At 55.1% G+C, this 22,898-nt stretch carries 29 protein-coding genes; 27 read left to right on the top strand and 2 right to left on the bottom strand.

Translation table 11 applies throughout. The features are described 5' to 3' along the window. Positions 1 to 2: 2 nt before the first annotated feature. The 12 genes from ACSQ3H_RS17280 (at position 3) to ACSQ3H_RS17225 (ending at position 6,246) form a co-directional block, all read left to right on the top strand. Positions 3 to 1,436, top strand: a complete 1,434-nt coding sequence (locus tag ACSQ3H_RS17280) for a tail fiber domain-containing protein (RefSeq protein WP_436118162.1) — start codon at positions 3 to 5, stop codon at positions 1,434 to 1,436. After that, on the top strand, positions 1,433 to 2,227 hold the full coding sequence (locus ACSQ3H_RS17275; RefSeq protein ID WP_436118161.1) for a hypothetical protein: 795 nt from the start codon (positions 1,433 to 1,435) through the stop codon (positions 2,225 to 2,227). The genes ACSQ3H_RS17280 and ACSQ3H_RS17275 overlap by 4 nt, the downstream gene beginning before the upstream one ends. Before the next feature lies 1 nt (position 2,228). After that, positions 2,229 to 2,807 carry a hypothetical protein gene (locus ACSQ3H_RS17270; protein ID WP_436118160.1) on the top strand — a complete coding sequence of 193 codons (579 nt, stop codon included), beginning with the start codon at positions 2,229 to 2,231 and terminating at the stop codon, positions 2,805 to 2,807. 10 nt (positions 2,808 to 2,817) lie between these two features. Continuing rightward, positions 2,818 to 3,108, top strand: coding sequence for a hypothetical protein (locus ACSQ3H_RS17265; protein WP_436118159.1), 291 nt, complete (start codon positions 2,818 to 2,820; stop codon positions 3,106 to 3,108). Positions 3,109 to 3,360: 252 nt separating this feature from the next. Further along, a complete protein-coding gene (locus ACSQ3H_RS17260) occupies positions 3,361 to 3,612 on the top strand; it encodes a hypothetical protein (RefSeq protein ID WP_436118158.1) in 252 nt (83 codons plus the stop codon). After that, a complete protein-coding gene (locus ACSQ3H_RS17255) occupies positions 3,605 to 4,189 on the top strand; it encodes a lysozyme (protein WP_436118157.1) in 585 nt (194 codons plus the stop codon). The genes ACSQ3H_RS17260 and ACSQ3H_RS17255 overlap by 8 nt, the downstream gene beginning before the upstream one ends. Positions 4,190 to 4,289: 100 nt before the next feature. After that, positions 4,290 to 4,733 (top strand): hypothetical protein, encoded by a 444-nt coding sequence (locus ACSQ3H_RS17250; RefSeq protein WP_436118156.1) that lies wholly within the window; start codon positions 4,290 to 4,292, stop codon positions 4,731 to 4,733. A gap of 1 nt (position 4,734) precedes the next feature. Further along, a complete protein-coding gene (locus ACSQ3H_RS17245) occupies positions 4,735 to 4,947 on the top strand; it encodes an anaerobic dehydrogenase (RefSeq protein ID WP_436118155.1) in 213 nt (70 codons plus the stop codon). Then, the gene (locus ACSQ3H_RS17240; protein WP_436118154.1) at positions 4,944 to 5,213 is read left to right on the top strand and encodes a hypothetical protein; all 270 of its coding nucleotides are present in this window, start codon (positions 4,944 to 4,946) and stop codon (positions 5,211 to 5,213) included. The genes ACSQ3H_RS17245 and ACSQ3H_RS17240 overlap by 4 nt, the downstream gene beginning before the upstream one ends. A 52-nt stretch (positions 5,214 to 5,265) precedes the next feature. Then, positions 5,266 to 5,580 carry a hypothetical protein gene (locus ACSQ3H_RS17235; protein WP_436118153.1) on the top strand — a complete coding sequence of 105 codons (315 nt, stop codon included), beginning with the start codon at positions 5,266 to 5,268 and terminating at the stop codon, positions 5,578 to 5,580. 2 nt (positions 5,581 to 5,582) lie between these two features. After that, positions 5,583 to 5,882 (top strand): hypothetical protein, encoded by a 300-nt coding sequence (locus ACSQ3H_RS17230; RefSeq protein ID WP_436118152.1) that lies wholly within the window; start codon positions 5,583 to 5,585, stop codon positions 5,880 to 5,882. Between the two features lies 1 nt (position 5,883). Continuing rightward, positions 5,884 to 6,246, top strand: a complete 363-nt coding sequence (locus tag ACSQ3H_RS17225; protein ID WP_436118151.1) for a hypothetical protein — start codon at positions 5,884 to 5,886, stop codon at positions 6,244 to 6,246. A 69-nt stretch (positions 6,247 to 6,315) separates the two neighbouring features. On the opposite strand, the gene ACSQ3H_RS17220 is transcribed toward ACSQ3H_RS17225, so the two are convergent. Beyond that, entirely contained in the window at positions 6,316 to 6,648 is a 333-nt protein-coding gene (locus tag ACSQ3H_RS17220; RefSeq protein WP_436118150.1) for a DUF982 domain-containing protein, read from the bottom strand. A 38-nt stretch (positions 6,649 to 6,686) separates the two neighbouring features. After that, positions 6,687 to 6,827, bottom strand: a complete 141-nt coding sequence (locus ACSQ3H_RS17215) for a hypothetical protein (protein WP_436118149.1) — start codon at positions 6,825 to 6,827, stop codon at positions 6,687 to 6,689. 630 nt (positions 6,828 to 7,457) lie between these two features. On the opposite strand from ACSQ3H_RS17215, the gene ACSQ3H_RS17210 reads away from it, so the two are divergent. The 15 genes from ACSQ3H_RS17210 (at position 7,458) to ACSQ3H_RS17140 (ending at position 22,894) form a co-directional block, all read left to right on the top strand. Then, on the top strand, positions 7,458 to 8,666 hold the full coding sequence (locus ACSQ3H_RS17210) for an MFS transporter (RefSeq protein ID WP_436118148.1): 1,209 nt from the start codon (positions 7,458 to 7,460) through the stop codon (positions 8,664 to 8,666). Between the two features lie 381 nt (positions 8,667 to 9,047). Next, positions 9,048 to 9,413, top strand: coding sequence for an NADH-quinone oxidoreductase subunit A (locus ACSQ3H_RS17205; protein WP_112530887.1), 366 nt, complete (start codon positions 9,048 to 9,050; stop codon positions 9,411 to 9,413). Continuing rightward, positions 9,404 to 9,985 carry a NuoB/complex I 20 kDa subunit family protein gene (locus ACSQ3H_RS17200; protein ID WP_436118147.1) on the top strand — a complete coding sequence of 194 codons (582 nt, stop codon included), beginning with the start codon at positions 9,404 to 9,406 and terminating at the stop codon, positions 9,983 to 9,985. The genes ACSQ3H_RS17205 and ACSQ3H_RS17200 overlap by 10 nt, the downstream gene beginning before the upstream one ends. Positions 9,986 to 9,994: 9 nt before the next feature. Beyond that, complete coding sequence (locus tag ACSQ3H_RS17195) at positions 9,995 to 10,603, top strand: NADH-quinone oxidoreductase subunit C (RefSeq protein WP_436118146.1); 609 nt, start codon at positions 9,995 to 9,997, stop codon at positions 10,601 to 10,603. A 40-nt stretch (positions 10,604 to 10,643) separates the two neighbouring features. Continuing rightward, positions 10,644 to 11,834: an NADH-quinone oxidoreductase subunit D gene (locus tag ACSQ3H_RS17190; RefSeq protein ID WP_436118145.1), complete on the top strand. Its 1,191-nt coding sequence runs from the start codon at positions 10,644 to 10,646 to the stop codon at positions 11,832 to 11,834. Further along, entirely contained in the window at positions 11,834 to 12,631 is a 798-nt protein-coding gene (nuoE, locus tag ACSQ3H_RS17185; RefSeq protein WP_436118144.1) for an NADH-quinone oxidoreductase subunit NuoE, read from the top strand. Before ACSQ3H_RS17190 ends, nuoE begins: the two co-directional genes overlap by 1 nt. A 12-nt stretch (positions 12,632 to 12,643) precedes the next feature. Continuing rightward, positions 12,644 to 13,945, top strand: a complete 1,302-nt coding sequence (nuoF, locus tag ACSQ3H_RS17180; RefSeq protein ID WP_436118143.1) for an NADH-quinone oxidoreductase subunit NuoF — start codon at positions 12,644 to 12,646, stop codon at positions 13,943 to 13,945. A gap of 61 nt (positions 13,946 to 14,006) precedes the next feature. Next, positions 14,007 to 14,570, top strand: a complete 564-nt coding sequence (locus ACSQ3H_RS17175; RefSeq protein WP_436118142.1) for an NADH-ubiquinone dehydrogenase — start codon at positions 14,007 to 14,009, stop codon at positions 14,568 to 14,570. 103 nt (positions 14,571 to 14,673) lie between these two features. Beyond that, positions 14,674 to 16,755, top strand: coding sequence for an NADH-quinone oxidoreductase subunit NuoG (gene nuoG, locus ACSQ3H_RS17170; protein WP_436119483.1), 2,082 nt, complete (start codon positions 14,674 to 14,676; stop codon positions 16,753 to 16,755). 17 nt (positions 16,756 to 16,772) lie between these two features. After that, positions 16,773 to 17,819, top strand: coding sequence for an NADH-quinone oxidoreductase subunit NuoH (gene nuoH / locus ACSQ3H_RS17165; RefSeq protein WP_436118141.1), 1,047 nt, complete (start codon positions 16,773 to 16,775; stop codon positions 17,817 to 17,819). Beyond that, positions 17,816 to 18,307: an NADH-quinone oxidoreductase subunit NuoI gene (gene nuoI / locus ACSQ3H_RS17160; protein WP_436118140.1), complete on the top strand. Its 492-nt coding sequence runs from the start codon at positions 17,816 to 17,818 to the stop codon at positions 18,305 to 18,307. Before nuoH ends, nuoI begins: the two co-directional genes overlap by 4 nt. A gap of 143 nt (positions 18,308 to 18,450) precedes the next feature. Continuing rightward, positions 18,451 to 19,083 (top strand): NADH-quinone oxidoreductase subunit J, encoded by a 633-nt coding sequence (locus tag ACSQ3H_RS17155; protein WP_436118139.1) that lies wholly within the window; start codon positions 18,451 to 18,453, stop codon positions 19,081 to 19,083. Next, positions 19,083 to 19,391: an NADH-quinone oxidoreductase subunit NuoK gene (gene nuoK / locus ACSQ3H_RS17150; protein ID WP_436119482.1), complete on the top strand. Its 309-nt coding sequence runs from the start codon at positions 19,083 to 19,085 to the stop codon at positions 19,389 to 19,391. The genes ACSQ3H_RS17155 and nuoK overlap by 1 nt, the downstream gene beginning before the upstream one ends. A 6-nt stretch (positions 19,392 to 19,397) precedes the next feature. Further along, positions 19,398 to 21,389 carry an NADH-quinone oxidoreductase subunit L gene (nuoL, locus tag ACSQ3H_RS17145; protein ID WP_436118138.1) on the top strand — a complete coding sequence of 664 codons (1,992 nt, stop codon included), beginning with the start codon at positions 19,398 to 19,400 and terminating at the stop codon, positions 21,387 to 21,389. Beyond that, a complete protein-coding gene (locus tag ACSQ3H_RS17140) occupies positions 21,389 to 22,894 on the top strand; it encodes an NADH-quinone oxidoreductase subunit M (protein ID WP_436118137.1) in 1,506 nt (501 codons plus the stop codon). The genes nuoL and ACSQ3H_RS17140 overlap by 1 nt, the downstream gene beginning before the upstream one ends. Positions 22,895 to 22,898: the final 4 nt, after the last annotated feature.

Genomic DNA, 22,898 nt, shown 5'->3' with positions numbered 1-22,898 from the left:
ACATGGCTGGAAATATCTACGACTGGAGCACCACGGCTGGATCTAATGCAACGGCTGATGGTGATATCAATTGGGCGGAAGGACAATTCCCCTCCACGGTCAACAATTCCGCTCGCCAGATGATGGCCCGCGTTGCGCAGTGGCTCGATGACAACGGAGTCTTGACCGTCACAGGCACCAATACGATTGCAGTGACGACGAACAGCCCGATCCTGACAATCGCCACTGGAATGACGCTGTCCTTCCGTGCTGCTGCTACGAACACGACCGCTGTCACGCTCAATGTGAACGGTCTTGGCGGCAAGGATATCCGCAAGGTTATCATCGGCGGAACCGATAGCGTTCCCCTTGATGCGGGCGATATCAACATTAAGGGCGTCTACGTTGTCGTCTACGATGCAACGACGAATGGAGGAGTCGGCGGCTGGATCATCCTCAACCCTGCCACCTCCGCATATCTGGCCTTGACGGGCGGCACGTTGACGGGTCCCCTTGAACTCGTAAGCACCGATGCTGGCGCTGGCGAAAGCCCAACACTCTCCCTATACCGGAATTCCGCATCTCCTGCCGCCTCCGATATTATGGGTGTTTTGCGGTTTTACGGCAAGGACAGCGCGGGGAACAAAGAAAACTATATTGATATTTATACGCAGATTGATGATGCAACTTCTGGTTCGGAAGATGGCCGGATCGTATTTCGCGTAGTCACTGCGGGTACTGTTACGGAACGACTTCGGTTAGCCTCGAATGGAGCAAGTATCACAGGTGATCTGGGTGTGACCGGGCTGGTTTTCAGCGCTAGCTCGATTACGGCATCTACCGGACTATTCTCTTCGACTGATGTTACCGCAGCTACAAATTTTGTTTCTTCAACGACCAATGTGGTTTTGGCTCCGGCCAGCGCGGGCGGCATATTTCTACGGCCCAACGGCTCTAGCAGCACTGTTGGTCAGGCGGTTTTGGCCTCGTCTGGGTCGGTGGCTTTCTCTGGCGATGTAGCGTCCACCCAGAACTTTGCATCAAGCACTGCGAATCTCGTTCTGGCTGGAGCCGGTGGCGGCATATTTCTACGGCCCAACGGCACTGGTTCCAGTGCTGGCAATGTCACTATTGATGCATCTGGCAATCTTGTTGCTGCTGGCAATGTGACGGCTTTTTCCGATCTCAGGCTGAAGTCAGACATTGAAGAACTCACTGATACCGGCAAAATCATCGACGCCATTGAGGGAAAGCGGTTCACAAAGGACGGCAAACCCGGCGTCGGTTTCATCGCCCAGGATATCCAAGTTCATCTCCCAGAATTGATTGAAAGACAATCCATGATCGGAGACGAGGGCGAAACATATTTATCAGTGGCCTACGGCAACCTGACCGCTGTTCTCTGGAACGAAGTCAAGGACCTGCGCAAGCGGCTTGCTGCACTGGAGAGCAAATGACCCTCCCTGCTTCCGGCACCATGACTGCCGCAATGGTCAATATTGAGTTGGGGCGCTCTTCCGCAGCCCCTTTTAATATGAACGGTACGGCAGAACGCACGCTTGCCGCTGTGCCGTCAGACGGGTATTCCATGTCAAATTTCTACGGCAAGACGGCAGCAGGCGGCGGCAAGTCTGAGTTCTTCCTTGGTACATCTACCTCTCTAACGGGCGCTCCATTCGGGGGTGCGGCAGCCAATCGCCGTATCGTTGTCGCGATCCATTGGGAAGAAAATGCCGGTGCCCATCGCACGATTACCAGCGCCACCATCGGCGGCGTGGCGGCGACAATCCATAATTCGGGTGTTGATCCGGGTGGTATTCCTACCTTTGGTTTCAGTATCGGCTTGATTTCCGCTGTTGTGCCCACTGGCACATCGGGCAATATTGTCGTCAATTTCAGTAGTTCAGGCCCTGTTATTCAGCGCCTTGGACTGTATGCACTATATGGGTATTCTGGCGCACCAACTGCTGTAAATTTTGGAACCATCAATCAGCCGTCCGGGAATATAAGTTTCAATCTCAATGCCGGAACCGATGGAACGATCATTGCTTGTGCTATTACACATCGAAATATCAGTTCCTTTTCTTTCAACTTGAATGGTGTCGCCCAGCAGTATCAGGCCAGCGATATAGGACATAATGCAGGCGGGTATATCACGGGCGAAAATGGAACGAATACAGTATCAATGACTGATGTCAATGTAGCTGTTAGCGCTGGTAATAGCCTTCTTGCAATGTCTTGGGTCTGACATGAAGCACACATTCCAGGCAATCAGCACCGTACCAACCACCCCCCGTATCGTGCTGGATATCAGCACCGAACCAGCATCCCTTGCAGCCAACGAAACGCTTGTCAGCATTATGACGGCAGCGGGACAGATCAAATTCCCGGGCGTTCAGAATCCTTCGTCTGATGTAAACACACTTGATGACTACGAAGAGGGAACATTCACCCCAAACCTGCTTTTTGGTGGTTCCGCTGTCGGCATGACGTATACTAACCGTTTAGGGTTTTATACAAAAATCGGCAATAGTGTTTTTTTTACTATCAACATAACGTTGAGCGCCAAAGGTTCCTCAGTAGGAACCGCCACCATATCAGGTATGCCATTTACAAGTTCTTCTGTTACCGGTTCTGGCGCTGGTGTATATTCTACTCTTGTTAGTTCTGTCGCGGGTGTAGCAGCACTTTTGCACGCACTAATAGGAGCTAGTGCTTCGAATGTATCATTATTTTATGGATCAGCGACCGGTTCCGTTAACTTTACTGACGCGAACGCTACAAATACATCGATAATGGTATTTGTAGGAATGTACAGGACTGCATAGGAAAAACCTTATGGCTTTTACCAAACAACTTATCTTCGATGCGATCACTATCAGATCAACCGGCCATTTTGAAATAAGAATGGCCGCTGTTGTCTATGAGGATGGCATTGAGATTGCGAAGAATTATCAGCGCAGAGTGGTCACACCGGGAGATGATGTAACCGCTGAACCGCAGAAGATCAAACAACTCGCCTCGTTTATCTGGACCCAAGCGATGATCGATGCTGCCCGCATTACGGCATTCCCAACGAATCCTGCTCCGGAGGTTGGACAACAGGCTCCAATCGATCCGCAGCAATAAGCCTGCTTTCAAGATCAACAACGTCAATTGTCCACGGTCCGGTTTCGGGGCGCTCCCCGGCCAACTCATAAATAACGCGCATAATCTCGTCTAGTGCCATGTAGTTTGACATAAGCGGACCTCCGAAGGTTCAAGCGCAAAATACACGCTCCTCATTCCAAAGCAACTGGCCATGCACACGCTCACTGCAATCGTGATCCGGTTGTTGCTCCTGTATCTCGTAAGGTTCCCAAGAAACAAAAGGTCACGAAAATGAACCTGCTTCCCAACTGGAAGGCGGTCATGCGCTACGCATGGTCGTATCGGCTGAACATCATCGCCGCCCTTCTTTCGGGGCTGGAGGCATGGTTCACGTTCATCGACCCATACAGCCTGCCCATCCCGAACGGCACCTTTGCTGTCTTGGCTGTGCTGGTGAACATTCTCGCGAGCGGCGCACGTCTGGTTGTCCAGACAAAACTTTCCCCCGAACCGAAGAAATACGAGGACGAATACGATGGCTAATATCCGAGCCACGCCCCGCGCCAAGGCTGCTATCGCTGCAATGATAGTAGCAGCCGGTACCAGCGGAATGGTTGCCCTGTTTCCCGGCCAACAGAGTTTGCCAGACGATGCGGCATTGGCCGTCAAGACTCTGGTCGTTCCGTGGGAGGGTGACGCACTCGAAGCTTATCTGGACAAGATCGCCAAGCCACCTGTCTGGACGATCTGCAACGGTGACACGACCAATGTGAAGCCAGGAATGGTCGAGACGCAGGAGGGCTGCAATCAGCGCCTCGCTGTCAAGATCGTGCGTGATTACCGCAAGCCGCTGACACAGTGCATCGCGAACTGGAGCAACAAGCCCCTGAGCTGGCGCGCGATGATGCTTTCGCTGGCATGGAACATCGGCGTGCGGGCGACATGCAATTCCACCGCTGCCCGTCTGGGTCGTGAGGGCAAGTACCAGCAAAGCTGCATCGCCGCGACTGCCTTCAACAAGGCTGGCGGACGCATGGTCATTGGCCTCGTCAAGCGCCGTGAGATGGGTGACCCATCCCGTATCGGTGAAGCTGAACTCTGCGTATCCGGCCTTAACTAAAGGATGCGACTGGCTATTTCAAGGTTCTTGAAATCGGCACGCCCACAGTCGTTGCTGTGCTTGGTCTGGCTGGCCTTGTCGTAAAGGCTGCAGCTATCGCATGGGGCCTGAAGAAGCCTGCCGCACCAGTGGCAGATCCGGTGACTGGTCTGTATCCCGGCCAAAACGTTCCAACGGTGAAGTGATGCTGACCGGACTCTACGCCAAGCTGATCATTGCTGGCGTCATCCTTGCTGCCATCGTCGGCTATGGAGAATGGCGCAATAACGCGGGCTTTAACAAGTCTGAAGCGTTGTGGACCGCCAAGTATAATCAGCGTGAAAACGATCTGATCCGTCAATCCATGGCGGAAACAGAACGGCAAAGATCGGCCAACGAAGCGGCCAAGGCCCTCGAAGTCGAACGCATTGCACAGCTTGAAGCTGACAACGAGAAACTCTCCCAACTCATAAAGGACTTGTCAGATGAAGCTGATAAAGACCCTGCTGCCAATTCTGGTGGTTTGTCTGACTCTGCCCGCCTGCGTATCAACAAGGTCCGCTAGCGTGGTCATGCCCGCTGTACGGCCCATCATAGCCATGCCGGATAGCGCATTGCTCAAGGGCTGCAATATCCCCGTCCTGCTGCCCAATAAGCCACTGACACAGGCGCTCGTTGAAAAGCTGTGGATAAGTGATCGGCAAGCTTTGATCGAGTGCGGACGCAGACACAAGGCGCTTGGCGACTTCATCAAGAAGCAGCGTGAGGGTTTGTCATGAATGAGGCTGTCACATGGCTGCAGATCGTCATCGCACTTATTTCTATTGCGGGCGCACTTGGTGGTGTGTGGTGGAGGCTTCAAAGCCAAGTCTACGAACTGAAGATCCACGTCAGCGAGAACTTCATCACCAAAGCCGGGATGACCGAACAGACAGACCGGGTGATGAACGCGATTGAGCGTCTCGACACGAAGATAGATCGCACAAATGAGAGGCTAGACCAAGCCTTCTCCCAAGCCCGTCCGGCTCCCCGTACCGGCAGATAATCCCCGCTCGTTGCCAGCGGCTCCTTGGCAACTCTTTCAGGACATAAACCCCATGCGCATCCCGTTTCTGCGGGCGCTTTCGCTCGCCTTTCTTATAGGTATTTCACAAGCTAATGCTCAAGACGCTATTGTCAGCTCACCGCAACCGCAATGCGGGCCGTTTGATCAGGCTGAAAAACAACTCCACGACAAGTATCATGAAATATCCGTTACAGCAGGACAACTTGCGAACGGCTATACGATGGTGCTGTTTTCCTCACCCAATGGTGAGACGTGGACCATCCTCTATGTTTCTCCGGAGAAGATAGCCTGCGTCATCAGCAACGGCGAACATCTCCTGTCCCGCCCCAAAGGACAGGAGATGTGACCATGCGCAAGCTTCTCGCCGCCGCTCTGCTCTTCGCTGTTCCTGCTTTCGCACATGAAGCCCCGACCGGATGGACCTATGGCCTCGAATGCTGTTCCAACAAGGATTGCTGGCAGGAGAAAGAGGGGGCCATTACCGAAACCCCGAACGGTTACAAGGTCGTCCTGACCAATGAACTCATCCTCTATAACGACAAGCGCATCAAGAAGTCGAAGGATGAATTCTTTCATCGCTGCACGTTGTCTGGCGATCCAAACGCCGGCCGGTCGCTCTGCCTCTACGTTCCCAACAAGGGCTACTGAGATGAGCGAGGCGATCACCACACTGACCCGCAAGGGGCTGTCGGCGCGGGAGGAAGACATTCTGTCCTACCTGACCGGACTCGGACCAGTCGGCTCTGTCATCGATGTCGATCGGGATACGCTCTACAGCGACCTTGGGTTCATTCACCCCGATCCTGAATCGCGGCGCCGAGCAGCGTGGCGTCATATCGCCAGCCTGACCAAGGGCAAATGGATCCAGCTTGTCGCCAGCGGATGGCATACCAGTTCCTATATTGTCCTGCGCCGGCTTGAAGACTGTCCACTGGATATCCCTCGATGTGGCCGGTCACGCAATCACATCTCTCCGCCGGCCCGGCATTACCGCACATCTTGGGAGGAGTAAGCACCCCTCAAGCTCGAAAATCTTATCGTGCCCCACTGTCCTTCGGGATGGTGGGGCTCTTTTTGCGTTTTAAGACCTGCGCCGCGGTTTGCCGTAGCGCCACTTGGGCGATGGTCTTCCCGCTGAAACCGGATCAATCTCTGCTGGCGGGATGTAGATATTGGCTTCCTTCGCTGCTTCAACGAAGGCCACTCGCGCCACCGCCGGCGAACAATTCCCCTCGAGACATGACAGCAGAACCTTTCTCGCATTGAGATGCTTTGGCCCCGCCTTGCCCTCGGGCCATTCTTCCAGGAGGAACTTCGCTGCGTCGTACACGGTGCCGATGCCCTTCATCACCCCAGGCTTGCTTGTCAAGACGGTGACGGGTGAGAACGCCCGATACAACTCAAACTCTGCCATTGCCTATGCTCGCCCGGGTTCTTATCATCCGATGGATGTCAATCGATCTGGATACCATAGGTTCCCTGCTGGTACATGAACACAACTTGCGGGCTTATTGCAACGCCTGTCACCATTGCTCGAAACTGGATCTTGTTGCTTTTGGCAAGCGTCTCGGCTTCGATCACAGCACCATGCACGCGGACCTGACACCGAAGCTTAGATGCTCGGCGTGTAAGTCAAAGGATATCGCGCTGATCCTGTCTGCCGAGAGTACGGAAGAGCGGACGCATACGCGGTGAAAAGCGTTCCAACTTTCATCATTTGTTCCGTGCATTATTTACACGCTAAAAAAGTTGGAACAGATTGATGTGGATAACTTTCCGCTCGGCCTGTCACGCCGGAGGTCGCGGGTTCGAGCCCCGTCACTCGCGCCACTTTTCCTCAGTAAAATCATAATGATGTTACTTTCCCCTTGTGGGGAAAGTCGGATGATCGCGTTATTAACGCCGTCTGCTATTCGTCTTTTTGTCTGTCAGTTTTAATGGATAGAGAATTGCCGTACGTGCTCACAAGATAGAGCAGCATGTACGTCAGGCAAAATGATACGAGGCACGGTAACAAGTAACTGATCATGGAGCACCCAGCGGTTGGACTGATATCAGTGTCCTCCTGAAGGATGAGGATTTTGCTAAAATCGACGCTCAAACGCATTCTATATCCGATCAGCAAGAACCCGCGTAAATGCATTGCTGCATTGCACAAAAATCATTTGTGAAACATTTCAACTCTATGCAGCATCTTTCTTTCTCCAGACTCGCGGTTGTCCCATGCCCTTACCGATTCTCGCCCTCGCCATAGCTTCGTTCTGCATCGGTACAACCGAGTTCGTGATCATGGGCCTGCTGCCGGAAGTAGCAGCTGATCTGGGAGTTTCGATACCAAGCGCAGGTCTTCTGGTTACCGGATATGCGCTTGGCGTGGTCATCGGGGCGCCGATCATCGCGATTGCCACCGCCTCATTACCCCGCAAGCCGGTTCTGATCGGATTGGCCATGCTGTTCGTTGTTGGCAATCTCTTCTGTGCCATTGCGCCCAACTACTGGATGTTGATGGTCGCGCGGGTCGTAACCGCGTTCGGTCATGGTGCCTTTTTCGGAATTGGTTCAGTGGTGGCCGCAAATCTTGTTCCCCGCCACAAGCGGGCCAGCGCGATCGCATTGATGTTCGCAGGCTTGACCCTTGCCAATATCCTTGGCGTGCCGGCGGGAACTGCGCTCGGCGAAATCTATGGCTGGCGTGCGACCTTCTTCGCTGTGGTGGCGATAGGTGTCGCCGCCGTCATCGCGATCATCCTCCTTGTTCCAGCGGCGAGGGGCGAGCAGAAGGGCGCGGGCATCCTCAGCGAGATCAAGGTGCTTGGCAAATTGCAGGTTTGGCTCGCGATGATGATATCGGCGCTGGCTTCCGGCAGTCTCTTCGCCGTGTTCACCTATATAAAGCCGATCCTGACCGACGTTTCAGGCATCTCGACGTCAGCGGTCACGTGGGTACTTCTGCTCTTCGGCGCAGGGATGACGGTGGGCAATGTTATCGGCGGCAAACTGGCGGATTGGAAGCTGATGCCGACGGTGATCGGCACGCTTGTCGCTGTCATGTTCACTTACGTGCTCCTCGCCGAAGTCAGCGGGTTTCCGGCCGCCGCCATTGTCACCATATTCCTGTGGGGTGTGTTGACCTTTGTCATCGTTCCGCCTTTGCAGATGCGAGTGGTCGAAACGGCTGGTGAAGCACCCAACCTGGCTGCGACGCTCAATCAGGGTGCGTTCAATATGGGCAATGCTTCGGGAGCCTGGATCGGCGGTGCCGCACTTACCTGGGGTGTGTCCTATCAAAATCTACCATTTGTCGGATCAGCACTCGCTGTGGTCGGTCTGCTCGTGGCAATCTGGTCTTTGGTGCTTGATCGTAAGGCGCATCACGACAGGCTGATGTCAGAAGAGGGGCAACGGCTCAGTCTTGAGCCGCTTGGTATCTAACCGCTGCTATTCGTCCTTATTTTCCCACCTAAATCGTTTATAGGACCGAATGTCGCACTCAAAAATTCCCATTCATCTCCTATCCAAAGACCGACGCATATTAATATCATTCTAAAAAGCAATTCAGAGCCAATTTAATGCGAAATAGGGGTAAAAACCGTGAAACTTGGCACTTTTCGCGCAAGGCAGCTTTAAGATGAAGGCCGAGCATGGGTATTTCTACGGCGATTGTTGCACTTGCGCGCATGACGCTAACGCGCTAACCCTCGGCCCATCGGACCATCTTTCAGGATGGTGCGATCTGTCGCGTATTTGTGGCAGTCATGTGCATAACATGGCATTCTTGTCAGCCTGAGTTCACAAGGCGGAAAAAGACGGATCATGAACGAGTTGTTAAGTTCCTACCTGCCCATCGTTATCTTTATCGGGGTAGCGCTGGTAATCGGTCTGGCACTGTTGGTTGCGCCTTTTCTGGTCGCATACAGTGCGCCGGATCCCGAAAAATTGTCGGCTTACGAATGCGGCTTCAACGCCTTTGACGATGCTCGTATGAAGTTCGACGTACGCTTTTATCTCGTTTCGATCTTGTTCATTATCTTCGACCTGGAAGTGGCCTTCCTGTTCCCGTGGGCAATCTCCTTCGGCAAGATTGGCTGGTTCGGTTTCTGGTCGATGATGGCCTTCCTCGGCGTCCTGACGATCGGCTTTATTTATGAGTGGAAAAAGGGAGCGCTGGAATGGGATTGACCAACAGCAACACTACCCTCGTTGCGCCACAACCCAAGGGCATTCTTGATCCGAACACCGGTAAGCCAGTTGGTTCGGACGATGCTTTCTTCGGCGAGATCAACAATGAGCTCGCTGACAAGGGATTCCTCGTCACCTCGGCAGACGCGCTGGTTACCTGGGCGCGCACCGGTTCGCTGATGTGGATGACATTCGGCCTCGCATGCTGCGCCGTCGAAATGATGCACACGTCCATGCCGCGCTATGACGGCGAACGCTTTGGCTTTGCCCCGCGGGCTTCACCGCGCCAGTCGGACGTAATGATCGTAGCTGGTACACTGACCAACAAGATGGCGCCGGCCCTGCGAAAGGTCTACGACCAGATGCCGGAGCCGCGTTATGTGATCTCGATGGGATCCTGCGCCAATGGCGGCGGGTACTACCACTATTCGTACTCTGTAGTGCGCGGCTGCGACCGGGTGGTTCCTGTTGATATTTATGTGCCGGGCTGTCCGCCTACTGCTGAAGCGCTTCTGTATGGCGTGCTGATGTTGCAGAAGAAAATTCGCCGCACCGGCACGATCGAGCGATAGGAGAGGGCGATGTCTGACGAAGCGTTGAACGATCTCTCCGCCTATCTTGGGGAAAAATCGAATCTATCCCTGAAATCCGTTGAAATTGCCTATAGCGAATTGACGGTCGAGGTCGAAGCTGCCGCACTGCTTGAAACGCTGACGTTCTTGCGTGACGATGTGCAGTGCCAGTTCATTTCGCTTATCGATATCAGCGGCGTCGATTATCCATCGCGCCTCAACCGTTTTGACGTCGTCTATCACCTGCTTTCGCCGCGCCAGAATTTGCGTATCCGCGTCAAGGTAGCAACGGATGAAGATACGCCGATTCCCTCGGCAACGCCTGTCTATCCGGGCGCTGACTGGTACGAGCGCGAGACATACGACCTCTACGGCGTATTGTTCTCGGGCCATCCGGATCTCCGCCGTATCCTCACCGATTACGGTTTCGAAGGCCATCCATTGCGCAAGGACTTTCCGCTGACGGGCTTCGTTGAAGTTCGCTACGACGACGAGGTCAAGCGTGTCGTTTATGAGCCGGTTGAGCTACGGCAGGAGTTCCGCAATTTCGACTTCCAATCTCCTTGGGAAGGCACCGATTATGTGCTGCCGGGTGATGAGAAGGCCAAGGTGAATTGAGCGTTGATGTCCCTATCGGCATCACGCCAGGAAGCGAACAATGACTGAACACAGCGTCCGCAACTTCAATATCAATTTCGGCCCGCAGCATCCGGCGGCGCACGGCGTTTTGCGTCTTGTGCTCGAGCTTGATGGTGAAGTGGTCGAGCGCGTCGATCCCCATATCGGCCTCTTGCACCGCGGCACCGAGAAGTTGATGGAAGCCAAGACCTACTTGCAGGCTGTGCCCTATCTCGACCGCCTTGATTACGTTGCGCCAATGAATCAGGAACACGCCTACGCGCTTGCCATCGAGCGATTGCTTGAGATCGAGGTGCCGAAGCGCGGGCAGCTCATTCGTGTATTGTTTTCGGAGATCGGCCGTATCTTGTCGCATCTCTTGAACGTGACGACGCAGGCCATGGACGTCGGTGCGTTGACGCCTCCGCTCTGGGGCTTCGAAGAGCGCGAAAAGCTGATGGTGTTCTATGAGCGCGCTTGTGGTGCTCGCATGCACGCAGCCTATTTCCGCCCGGGCGGTGTTCACCAGGACCTGCCGGATCAGCTGATCGAGGACATCGGCAAATGGTGTGATCCATTCCTGCAGACGGTGAAGAACCTCGACGACCTGATCACTCCGAACCGCATTTTCAAGCAGCGTAACGTCGATATCGGCGTCGTGAAGCTGGACGATGCTTGGGCATGGGGTTTCTCAGGCGTCATGGTTCGCGGTTCCGGCGCTGCGTGGGATTTGCGCAAGTCGCAGCCCTATGAATGCTATTCGGAAATGGAATTCGACATTCCCATCGGCAAGAACGGCGATTGCTATGATCGTTATCTGATCCGTATGGAAGAGATGCGCCAGTCCGTTCGCATCATGCGTCAGTGTGTGGAACAGTTGCTCGGCAAGGAGCGGGTAGGGCCCGTCTCGAACACCTCCGCCAAGATCGTTCCGCCGAAGCGCGGTGAGATGAAGCGGTCGATGGAAGCGCTGATCCATCATTTCAAGCTCTACACCGAGGGGTATCATGTGCCTGCCGGTGAGGTCTATGCCGCGGTCGAAGCGCCCAAGGGCGAGTTCGGCGTGTTCCTGGTTTCCGATGGTTCCAACAAGCCTTACCGGGTCAAATTGCGCGCTCCGGGCTTTGCCCATCTTCAAGCCATGGACTTCATGTGCCGTGGCCACATGCTTGCCGACGTCTCTGCCGTACTCGGCTCGCTCGATATCGTATTTGGTGAGGTTGATCGTTAATGTCCGTCCGCCGTCTCGCAGAAGATAACGTCCAGCCAGCAGCCTTTGCGTTCAGTCGCGAAAACAGCGCTTGGGCAAAGCAGGCTATCAAGAAATACCCCAAAGGTCGCGAACAGTCTGCGGTTATTCCGCTGTTGATGCGTGCACAGGAACAGGACGGCTGGGTCACCAAGGCTGCAATCGAACATGTCGCGACCATGCTCGATATGCCCCTGATCCGCGTTCTCGAAGTTGCGACTTTCTACACGCAGTTCCAGCTGAAGCCGGTCGGCACTCGCGCTCATATCCAGGTATGCGGTACCACGCCCTGCATGCTGCGCGGCGCAGAAGACCTGAAGAAGGTCTGCCAGCACAAGATTCATCATGAGCAATTCCACACCAACGAAGCCGGCACGTTATCGTGGGAAGAAGTCGAATGTCTTGGCGCCTGCGTCAATGCTCCGATGGTGATGGTGTTCAAGGACACTTATGAGGATTTGACGCCAGAACGCCTGGAAGAAATCATCGACGCGTTTGAAGCTGGAAACGGGGCTTCCGTTCCTGTCGGGCCGCAGATCGACCGCCAATTTTCAGCGCCACAAGGCGAACTTACTTCGCTGAATGAAGGTAATGGCGCTGCCAAACCGAAACGCGCTGCCAAGAGTGCCGCTCCCGAAGCCGCAAGCATTCCGCCGCCAAACGCCGCCAAGCTGGTGACGCATGATGAAGCGACCAGTGCAGCGATCAAATCGCCGTCCAAGGTAAAGACGACCAAGGCGGTGGAAAAGGCGACTTCGGTAAAGAAGCCGAAAGAATAGGACCGGTGCGAAATGCTTGCTGATAAGGACCGCATCTTCAATAATATCTACGGCCTTCACGATAAGTCGTTGAAGGGGGTAATGTCACGCGGCCACTGGGATGGCACAGCAGGTATCATTGCCAAGGGTCGTGATTGGATCATCAATGAGATGAAGGCTTCCGGTTTGCGCGGGCGCGGTGGTGCCGGTTTCCCGACGGGTCTCAAATGGTCTTTCATGCCGAAGGAAAGCGACGGCCGCCCACATTATCTCGTCATCAACGCCGACGAGTCCGAGCCGGGAACCTGTAAAGATCGTGAGATCATGCGTCACGATCCGCATACGCTGATCGAAGGCTGCCTGATCGCCGGTTTCGCCATGGGCGCCAACACCTGCTACATCTATGTACGTGGTGAATACATCCGCGAGCGCGAGGCACTGCAGCGAGCGATCGACGAATGTTACGATGCCGGTCTTCTTGGAAAAAACAACAAAAATGGCTGGGACTACGACATCTTCGTCCATCACGGCGCCGGCGCCTATATTTGCGGCGAAGAAACTGCGTTGCTTGAAAGTCTCGAAGGCAAAAAGGGACAGCCTCGGCTCAAACCGCCATTCCCGGCTAATATGGGTCTTTACGGCTGCCCGACGACCGTCAACAATGTTGAATCGATTGCCGTTGCGCCGACAATCCTCCGTCGCAGCGCCGCATGGTTCTCCAGCATTGGCCGTCCTAACAATGTCGGCACAAAGCTGTTCATGATTTCCGGACATGTGAACACTCCTTGCACCGTAGAGGAGGCCATGGGTATTCCGTTCCGTGAGCTGATCGAAAAGCATGCAGGCGGCATTCGCGGCGGTTGGGACAATCTGCTTGCTGTTATTCCTGGCGGTGCATCCTGCCCGGTGGTGACCGCTGCGGACATCATGGACTGCCCCATGGATTTTGACGGGCTGCGCGGTGTCAAGTCGTCTTTCGGAACGGCGGCCGTCATCGTCATGGACAAATCGACCGATATTGTGCGGGCGATCGCCCGGCTGTCCTATTTTTTCAAGCATGAGAGCTGCGGCCAGTGCACACCATGCCGTGAAGGCACGGGCTGGATGTGGCGCGTCATGGAACGCATGGTTACGGGCAACGCTCAGAAACGCGAAATCGACATGCTGCTCGATGTTACCAAGCAGATCGAAGGTCACACGATCTGTGCACTTGGTGATGCTGCGGCCTGGCCTGTTCAGGGTCTCATCCGGAATTTCCGGCCGGAAATTGAACGCCGGATCGATGAATTTTCACGCAACGCTGCCGCAAGCCCCGTGCTTGAAGCAGCGGAATAGGGTTGAAGGGCCGATGCCGGACACTGGAAACAAACATTCTAGCGCTGACTGGGCGGCTTTGATGCCGAAACAGACCATTCCCGCTGCTAATCTGCTGACGCCCCCGCTCGGTGCGGCAGCCGTTGTTTCCGCGCTCGGTCTTGGCATGGCCAGCCAGATATGGGGCTTCTGGGCCGGTGCAATGGCAAGTGCGTTTGATATGAATACAAAGTTAAAGCCTGTGATGTGGCAGCCACATGGGGCCGATCCGCAACCTTCGCCTGATATAGATACGCTGAAGACGATTATCCGCAAGACAGCTGGAACAGTTAAGGAAAAGGCGCCGATCTTAGCCAGGAACATCCCAGCAAAGGAAATGAATGCTTCGATCGCAACCAATTCATCGGCTCATACCATTGCACCCGCTTCGCCGATCGCAGCGGATGATCTAAAGCGAATTTCAGGTATCGGTCCCAAGCTTGAGCAAGTGCTTAAGGGCATGGGTATTCGGACTTACGTGCAGATCGCGGCGTGGACCGCTGATGATATAGCCAAAGTAGATGATCAGCTGAAATTCGGTGGGCGGATCTCACGTGATGATTGGGTTGGGCAAGCGAGCAAGCTAGCTGCCGAAGGTCAAAAATAATTGGCGTCCAGGTAAGACCGGCGCTGGAGAATTAAAGACGTTTCAGCTTCAAAGCGGAATTGTCAGATGGAAATGCGGAATGTTCCGCGAGGTTGGACAGACGATGGCGAAGATCAAAGTCGACGGTAGGGAAATCGAGGTACCGGATCACTACACGCTTCTGCAGGCGGCGGAAACGGCGGGTGCGGAAGTGCCACGGTTCTGTTTCCATGAGCGTTTGTCGATCGCCGGCAATTGCCGCATGTGCCTGATTGAGGTGAAGGGCGGACCGCCCAAGCCGGCTGCGTCCTGCGCCATGGGCGTACGCGATCTGCGTCCAGGTCCGAACGGCGAAACACCGGAGATTTTCACCAACACGCCTATGGTCAAGAAGGCCCGTGAAGGCGTTATGGAGTTCCTTTTGATCAACCATCCGCTGGATTGCCCGATCTGCGATCAGGGTGGCGAGTGCGATCTGCAGGACCAGGCGATGGCCTTTGGCGTTGATTCATCGCGCTACAAGGAAAACAAGCGCGCCGTCGAAGACAAATATATCGGACCTTTGGTCAAGACGATTATGACGCGTTGCATTCATTGTACGCGCTGCGTCCGCTTCACGACGGAGGTCGCCGGCATTTCCGAGCTTGGCCTGATCGGCCGCGGTGAGGATGCCGAGATCACCACCTATCTCGAGCATGCGATGACCTCGGAACTGCAGGGCAACGTGATCGACCTTTGTCCGGTCGGAGCGCTGACCTCGAAACCTTATGCATTCCAGGCGCGTCCGTGGGAGCTAAACAAGACCGAGTCCATCGACGTCATGGATGCGGTCGGATCGGCTATCCGCGTCGATACGCGTGGCCGCGAAGTGATGCGCATTCTGCCGCGCGTCAACGAACAGGTGAACGAGGAATGGATTTCCGACAAGACCCGCTTCATCTGGGATGGCCTACGTACCCAGCGCCTTGATCGGCCCTATATCCGTAAGGATGGTCGCCTTGTTGCTGCAAGTTGGCCGGAAGCTTTTGATGCAATCAAGACCGCCGTTGCCAAGACCAAGGGCAGCAGGATCGGCGCGATCGCCGGCGATCTTGCCAGCGTCGAGGAAATGTATGCACTGAAGGCGCTGATGACATCGCTTGGCTCCGCCAATATCGATGCGCGCCAGGATGGATCGGTTTTAAATACGGCCAATGGACGTGCGTCCTATATCTTCAATCCGACAATCGATGGTATTGAGCAGGCCGATGCGATCCTGATTATCGGTTCCAATCCGCGATTCGAAGCATCGCTGCTGAATTCTCGCATCCGCAAGCGTTGGCGGGCTGCTGGAACGCCGATCGCGGTGATCGGTGAGCAGGCGGATCTGCGGTACAAGTATGAATATCTGGGCAGCGGAGCCGAGACATTGGCGGACCTCGCCGGTGGCTCGTTGAAATTCCTGTCCGTTCTGAAGAAAGCCAAGAATCCGATGATCATCATCGGGCAGGGCGCTCTTTCCCGAACCGATAGCGCCGCTGTGCTCGGCCTCGCGGCAAAGATCGCCGCCGATACCGGAGCGCTCAGCGCCGAATGGAACGGTTTCGGTGTCGTTCACACGGCTGCCAGCCGTGTCGGCGCGCTCGACATCGGCTTTGTGCCGGGGACAAGCGGCAAGACAGTCGCCGAAATGAAGGGCGCGCTTGACGTGCTGTTCCTTCTTGGGGCTGACGAACTGAATTGGGGAAAGAAGAGCAAGGCCTTTACCGTTTATATCGGTACCCATGGCGATCAAGGCGCACACAACGCCGATGTCATCCTGCCGGGCGCAACCTATACCGAAAAGTCCGGTACTTTCGTCAATACAGAAGGCCGCGTGCAGATGACCAATCGCGCCGGTTTTGCGCCGGGCAACGCCAAGGAAGATTGGGCGATCCTGCGGGCTCTGTCGGATGTTCTCGGCAAAAAATTGCCATTCGACTCGCTGGCAGCCTTGCGCTCGGTCCTCTATTCAGAGTATCCGCATCTCGCGGCGATCGATCAGATCGAGTCCGGTGATCCTGCAGATATCAAGAAGCTGGCGAGTGCATCGGGCACGGTTGAGAAAACGGCCTTTGTATCGCCGGTGAAAGATTTCTACTTGACCAATCCTATCGCGCGCGCCTCTGCCGTCATGGCCGAATGTTCCGCGCTTGCCAAGGGCGGCTTCAAGCAGGCGGCCGAGTAGGCGGGGAAGAGACTGACATGGAAGAAATTTTCGCAACCTACATCCTGCCACTCCTGATCATCCTCGGAAAATCAGTGCTGATGCTGGTAGTGATGCTGCTCATCATCGCCTATCTGCTTTACGCGGATCGCAAGATCTGGGCGGCCGTGCAGCTTCGTCGTGGTCCGAACGTCGTCGGCCCATTCGGATTGCTGCAGTCGTTTGCCGATCTATTGAAGTTTGTCGTCAAGGAACCGATCATTCCGTCGGGCGCTAACAAGGGTATTTTCCTGCTGGCGCCGCTGGTCTCGTCGGTACTCGCCATGGCCGCATGGGCAGTTATCCCTGTCAATGAGGGCTGGGCGGTTGCAAATGTGAATGTTGGCATTCTCTATGTTCTCGCCATTTCTTCGCTTGAGGTTTACGGCGTGATCATGGCTGGCTGGGCTTCGAACTCGAAGTACCCCTTTCTTGGCGCATTGCGTTCGGCCGCACAGATGGTGTCCTACGAAGTTTCCATCGGCTTCGTTATCGTCACGGTACTGCTCTGCGTTGGCTCATTGAACCTGACCGACATCGTCAATTCGCAGAAGGATGGTCTCGGCACAATCGTCGGTCTGCCAAGCTCGTTCCTTGATTGGCATTGGCTCGGCCTGTTCCCGATGTTCATCATCTTCTTTATCTCGGCATTGGCAGAAACCAATCGTCCGCCCTTTGATCTGGTCGAAGCGGAATCGGAACTCGTCGCCGGTCACATGATCGAATATTCGTCTACCGCCTTCCTGCTGTTCTTCCTTGGTGAATATGTCGCGATTACGCTGATGTGCGCGCTAACCACCATTCTGTTCCTGGGTGGCTGGCTGCCGCCGGTCGACGTCTGGTTCTTGAACTGGGTACCGGGCGTGATCTGGTTCCTGCTCAAGCTCTTCCTGTGCTTTTTCATGTTTGCCATGGTGAAGGCATTCGTTCCGCGCTACCGCTATGATCAGTTGATGCGTCTGGGCTGGAAAGTGTTCCTGCCGATCTCGCTCTTCATGGTCATCGCGACCGCGGCCTTCCTCAAAATCACGGGGCTTACGCCATGAATTCTCTCGGTCAAGCTGCCAAATCGCTCCTGCTTCTGGAATTCGTCGGCGCATTCTTTCTGTCGATGCGGCAGTTCTTTGCGCCTAAGGCAACGTTGAATTATCCCTATGAGAAGGGTCCGATCAGCCCGCGTTTTCGCGGTGAACATGCCTTGCGCCGCTATCCCAATGGCGAAGAGCGCTGCATTGCCTGCAAGCTTTGTGAAGCGATATGCCCGGCGCAGGCCATAACTATCGAAGCTGGACCGCGCCGCAATGACGGAACGCGGCGTACGGTGCGTTATGACATCGACATGGTAAAGTGCATCTATTGCGGCTTCTGCCAGGAGGCATGCCCGGTCGATGCGATCGTCGAGGGACCGAATTTCGAGTTCGCGACGGAGACCCGTGAAGAGCTCTACTATGACAAGGACCGGCTGCTTGCCAACGGCGATCGTTGGGAGCGAGAACTGGCGCGCAACATCGCTATGGATGCGCCGTATCGGTAAAGATTGAGTGCGCGCTTGTGTCCTTGGAAAGGTAGCTTCTACCGGACAGGAACATGCGTTAAGAGGCTGCGAACGCGCGGAAATTCCGTGAATCGTTCTAGAAATGGCAGGAAGACCTGCCGGAATGGAAATCGGGGGAACCCATGTTGACAGGTATCGCGGCGGCGTTTTTTTATCTCTTCGCCTTCATAACCGTCGCCAGTGCGTTCATGGTGATTGCGGCGCGCAATCCCGTGCACTCCGTGCTGTTCTTGATCCTCGCATTTTTCAACGCGGCTGGATTATTCCTTCTGACCGGCGCCGAGTTTCTGGCGATGATCCTTCTGGTCGTTTATGTCGGCGCGGTCGCAGTTCTGTTCCTTTTCGTCGTCATGATGCTGGATGTCGATTTCACTGAGCTGAAAAGCGGTGCGCTGCAATATGCGCCCATCGGCGCGCTTGTCGGTCTGATCCTCGCCGCCGAACTGATTATCGTTCTGGGCGGATCGGTCTTCGCCCCGAAACTCGGGACTGTTGCTTTCCAGCCAACGCCTGATGTGGCGACGCGCACCAACACGGCAGCGCTCGGCGATATTCTCTATACGGACTACATCTACTTCTTCCAGATTGCTGGTCTCGTCCTTCTGGTTGCGATGATCGGCGCGATTGTATTGACGCTTCGTCACAAGCCGAACATCAAGCGCCAGAATGTTTCAGAGCAGGTCGCACGCACGCCCGCAACGGCCATCGAGGTCAAACAGGTTGAAACAGGCAAAGGCCTGACAGAGGTGTCATGATGGATATCGGTATCGCACATTATCTGACTGTTTCTGCCCTGCTGTTTACCCTCGGGATCTTCGGCATCTTCCTCAACAGGAAGAACGTCATCATCATTCTGATGTCGGTCGAATTGATCCTGCTTGCAGTCAACCTCAATTTCGTGGCGTTTTCCGCTGCTCTTGGCGATCTGGTCGGCCAGATCTTTGCATTGTTTGTCTTGACCGTTGCTGCCGCAGAGGCAGCGATCGGTCTTGCTATTCTCGTCGTGTTCTATCGCAATCGTGGGTCGATTGCCGTGGAAGACGTCAACATGATGAAAGGTTGACGGGGCATGCTGTATCTGGCGATTGTCTTCCTTCCGCTCCTCGGCTTTCTGATCGCGGGTCTGCTCGGCTCGTCCATCGGCGCGAAGGCGAGCGAGTATGTCACGACCGGACTGCTGATCGTCTGTGCGGTCCTCTCCTGGATCGCCTTCGGCACCGTGGCGCTTGGTCACGGCGAAGCGTTCAAGGTTCCAGTTGCGCACTGGGTCGAGTCAGGTTCGTTGAGCTTCGACTGGGCGCTGCGCATTGATACGCTGACTGCGGTGATGCTGGTTGTCGTCAACACTGTCTCGGCGCTCGTCCATACCTATTCGATCGGTTACATGCATCATGATCCGGATCGGCCGCGCTTCTTCGCCTATCTTTCGCTCTTCACTTTCGCCATGCTGATGCTGGTAACCGGAGACAATCTGGTCCAGATGTTCTTCGGCTGGGAAGGCGTCGGCCTTGCGTCGTATCTTCTGATCGGCTTCTGGTTCAAGAAACCTTCCGCGAATGCGGCTGCCATCAAGGCCTTCATTGTCAACCGTGTCGGCGATTTCGGCTTCCTGCTCGGCATATTCTCGTTGTTCGTGCTTTTCGATACGGTTCAGCTCGACACGCTTTTTGCTTCCGCTGCGCAGTATCTTCCGGCAGAGGGTGCCGCTGAGAGTGGTCAGACCGTCCTGAACTTCCTTGGCTATGCGCTCGACAAGCAGGGCGCGATCACCATTACCTGCCTGCTGCTGTTCATGGGGGCGATGGGTAAGTCTGCGCAGTTCCTGCTGCACACCTGGCTACCGGATGCCATGGAAGGCCCGACGCCCGTATCGGCGCTGATCCATGCGGCGACCATGGTCACTGCCGGCGTATTCATGGTCGCCCGCTTGTCACCAATTTTCGAGTTGTCGCACACTGCCTTGATTTTCGTGACGTTTATCGGCGCGACTACAGCGTTCTTTGCCGCAACGGTTGGCCTCGTACAGAACGACATCAAGCGCGTGATCGCTTATTCGACCTGTTCGCAGCTCGGCTATATGTTCGTTGCCTTGGGTCTCGGCGCTTACGGCGCCGGCATTTTCCACCTGTTCACGCACGCTTTCTTCAAGGCGTTGCTGTTCCTTGGTGCAGGTTCCGTCATTCATGCTGTTTCCGATGAGCAGGATATGCGCCACATGGGCGGTCTGCGCACGCTGATCCCCAAGACCTACTGGATGATGATCGTGGGGACGATCGCCCTGACAGGTCTCGGCATTCCAGGTACGCTTATCGGTACAGCCGGATTCTTCTCCAAGGACATGATCATCGAATCTGCCTTCGCGTCGAGCAGCCCAATGGCCGGCTATGCTTTCATCCTCCTCGTTGTGGCCGCGATCTTCACCAGCTTCTATTCCTGGCGCCTGATTTTCATGACTTTCCATGGCAAGCCACGTGCCAGCCATGATGTGATGCATCACGTGCATGAGTCGCCCTATGTCATGTTGGTACCGCTATTCATTCTGGCGGCCGGTGCACTGTTCGCCGGTGTCATCTTCCATGGCTATTTCTTCGGCCATGAGTATGCCGAGTTCTGGAAGGGCGCGCTCTTCACCGGTGCTGAAAACGAGATACTCGAACAGCATGAGCATGTGCCGTTCCTGGTGGGAATGTCGCCATTCCTTGCGATGGCCGCTGGGTTCATCGTTGCCTGGTACTTCTATATTCGCTCGCCCGAGACACCGAAACGGCTCGCCGCGCAGCATCCTGGCCTCTACCAGTTCCTGCTCAACAAGTGGTATTTCGACGAGCTTTACGACTTCCTGTTCGTGCGTCCGGCAAAGGCTCTCGGCCGGTTCCTGTGGAAGCAGGGCGACGGCTGGCTGATCGACGGCCATGGTCCGGATGGAATATCCGCACGCGTGGTTGACGTCACCAACCGGGTTGTACGCCTGCAGTCCGGTTATCTTTATCATTATGCGTTCGCGATGCTCATCGGGGTCGCCGCACTCGTCACGTGGATGATGCTGGGGAGCAACTTCTGATGACCGACTGGCCAATTCTGTCGACTGTTACCTTCCTGCCATTGGTCGGTGCCTTTCTTGTACTGATGATCCGGGATGATAGCGATGCTGCACGCCGCAACATCCGCAATGTGACGCTGTGGACGACGATCATCACGTTCCTGCTGTCACTGCCGATCTGGTACTATTTCGATAATGGCCAAGCCGGCTTTCAGTTTGTCGAAAAGGCTGACTGGCTTGACTCCGGCATTTCCTACCATATGGGTGTCGATGGCATCTCGATGCTGTTTGTCATCCTCACCACCTTCCTGATGCCACTATGCATTCTGGCAAGCTGGGAAGCGATCCAGACCCGTGTCAAGGAATACATGATTGCGTTCCTGGTGCTGGAAACGCTGATGATCGGCGTGTTCTGCGCTATCGATATCGTCCTGTTTTACGTGTTCTTCGAAGCTGTCCTTGTCCCGATGTTCATCATTATCGGTGTGTGGGGTGGCAAGCGCCGCGTATACGCCAGCTTCAAGTTTTTCCTCTATACCTTGCTCGGCTCGGTGCTGATGCTGCTGGCCATCATGGCCATGTATTGGCAAGCTGGCACGACCGATATCCCAACCTTGCTTGCTTATAAATTCCCGGCATCGCTTCAGACTTGGCTCTGGTTGGCTTTCTTTGCGTCCTTTGCGGTCAAAATGCCGATGTGGCCGGTCCACACCTGGTTGCCGGACGCGCATGTCGAAGCACCAACCGCTGCTTCCGCCATTCTGGCCGGCATCCTGTTGAAGCTCGGTGGATATGGTTTCATCCGTTTTTCCATTCCGATGTTCCCGGTCGCTTCGGCTGATTTTGCGCCGCTGATTTATACGCTGTCGGTTGTCGCCATCATCTACACTTCGCTCGTCGCGCTGATGCAGCAAGACGTCAAGAAGCTGATCGCCTATTCCTCCGTGGCCCATATGGGCTATGTCACGATGGGTATTTTCGCGGCCAACGAGCAGGGCATCCAAGGCGCAATCTTCCAGATGCTCTCACACGGGCTTGTCTCGAGCGCGCTGTTCCTGTGCGTCGGTATCGTCTACGACCGCACCCATACACGCGAGATCGCGGCCTATGGCGGCCTCGTCAACAACATGCCGAAGTATGCGGTTGCTTTCATGATTTTCACCATGGCCAATGTCGGCCTGCCGGGTACCTCAGGCTTTATCGGTGAATTCCTGACTTTGCTCGGCGTGTTCCGCGTCAACACGTGGGTTGCGCTGTTCGCGACCAGCGGTGTCATCTTCTCGGCGGCCTATGCACTCTGGCTCTATCGCCGTGTCATATTCGGTTCACTTGACAAAGAGAGCCTGAAATCGCTTCTGGATATGTCGCCGCGCGAAAAGGCCGTGATCTACCCGCTGGTAGTTCTGACGATCTTCTACGGCGTTTATCCGATGCCTGTTTTCGACGCGACGGCAAGCTCTGTCCACGCCCTGATCAATCAATACAATAACGCGCTGTCATCAGCCGCCACGCTGGCGTTGAAATAGCAGG

The sequence above is a fragment of the Phyllobacterium sp. LjRoot231 genome (assembly GCF_964253365.1).
GTDB lineage: Bacteria > Pseudomonadota > Alphaproteobacteria > Rhizobiales > Rhizobiaceae > Phyllobacterium.
This window is presented reverse-complemented; position numbering and strand designations above follow the sequence as displayed.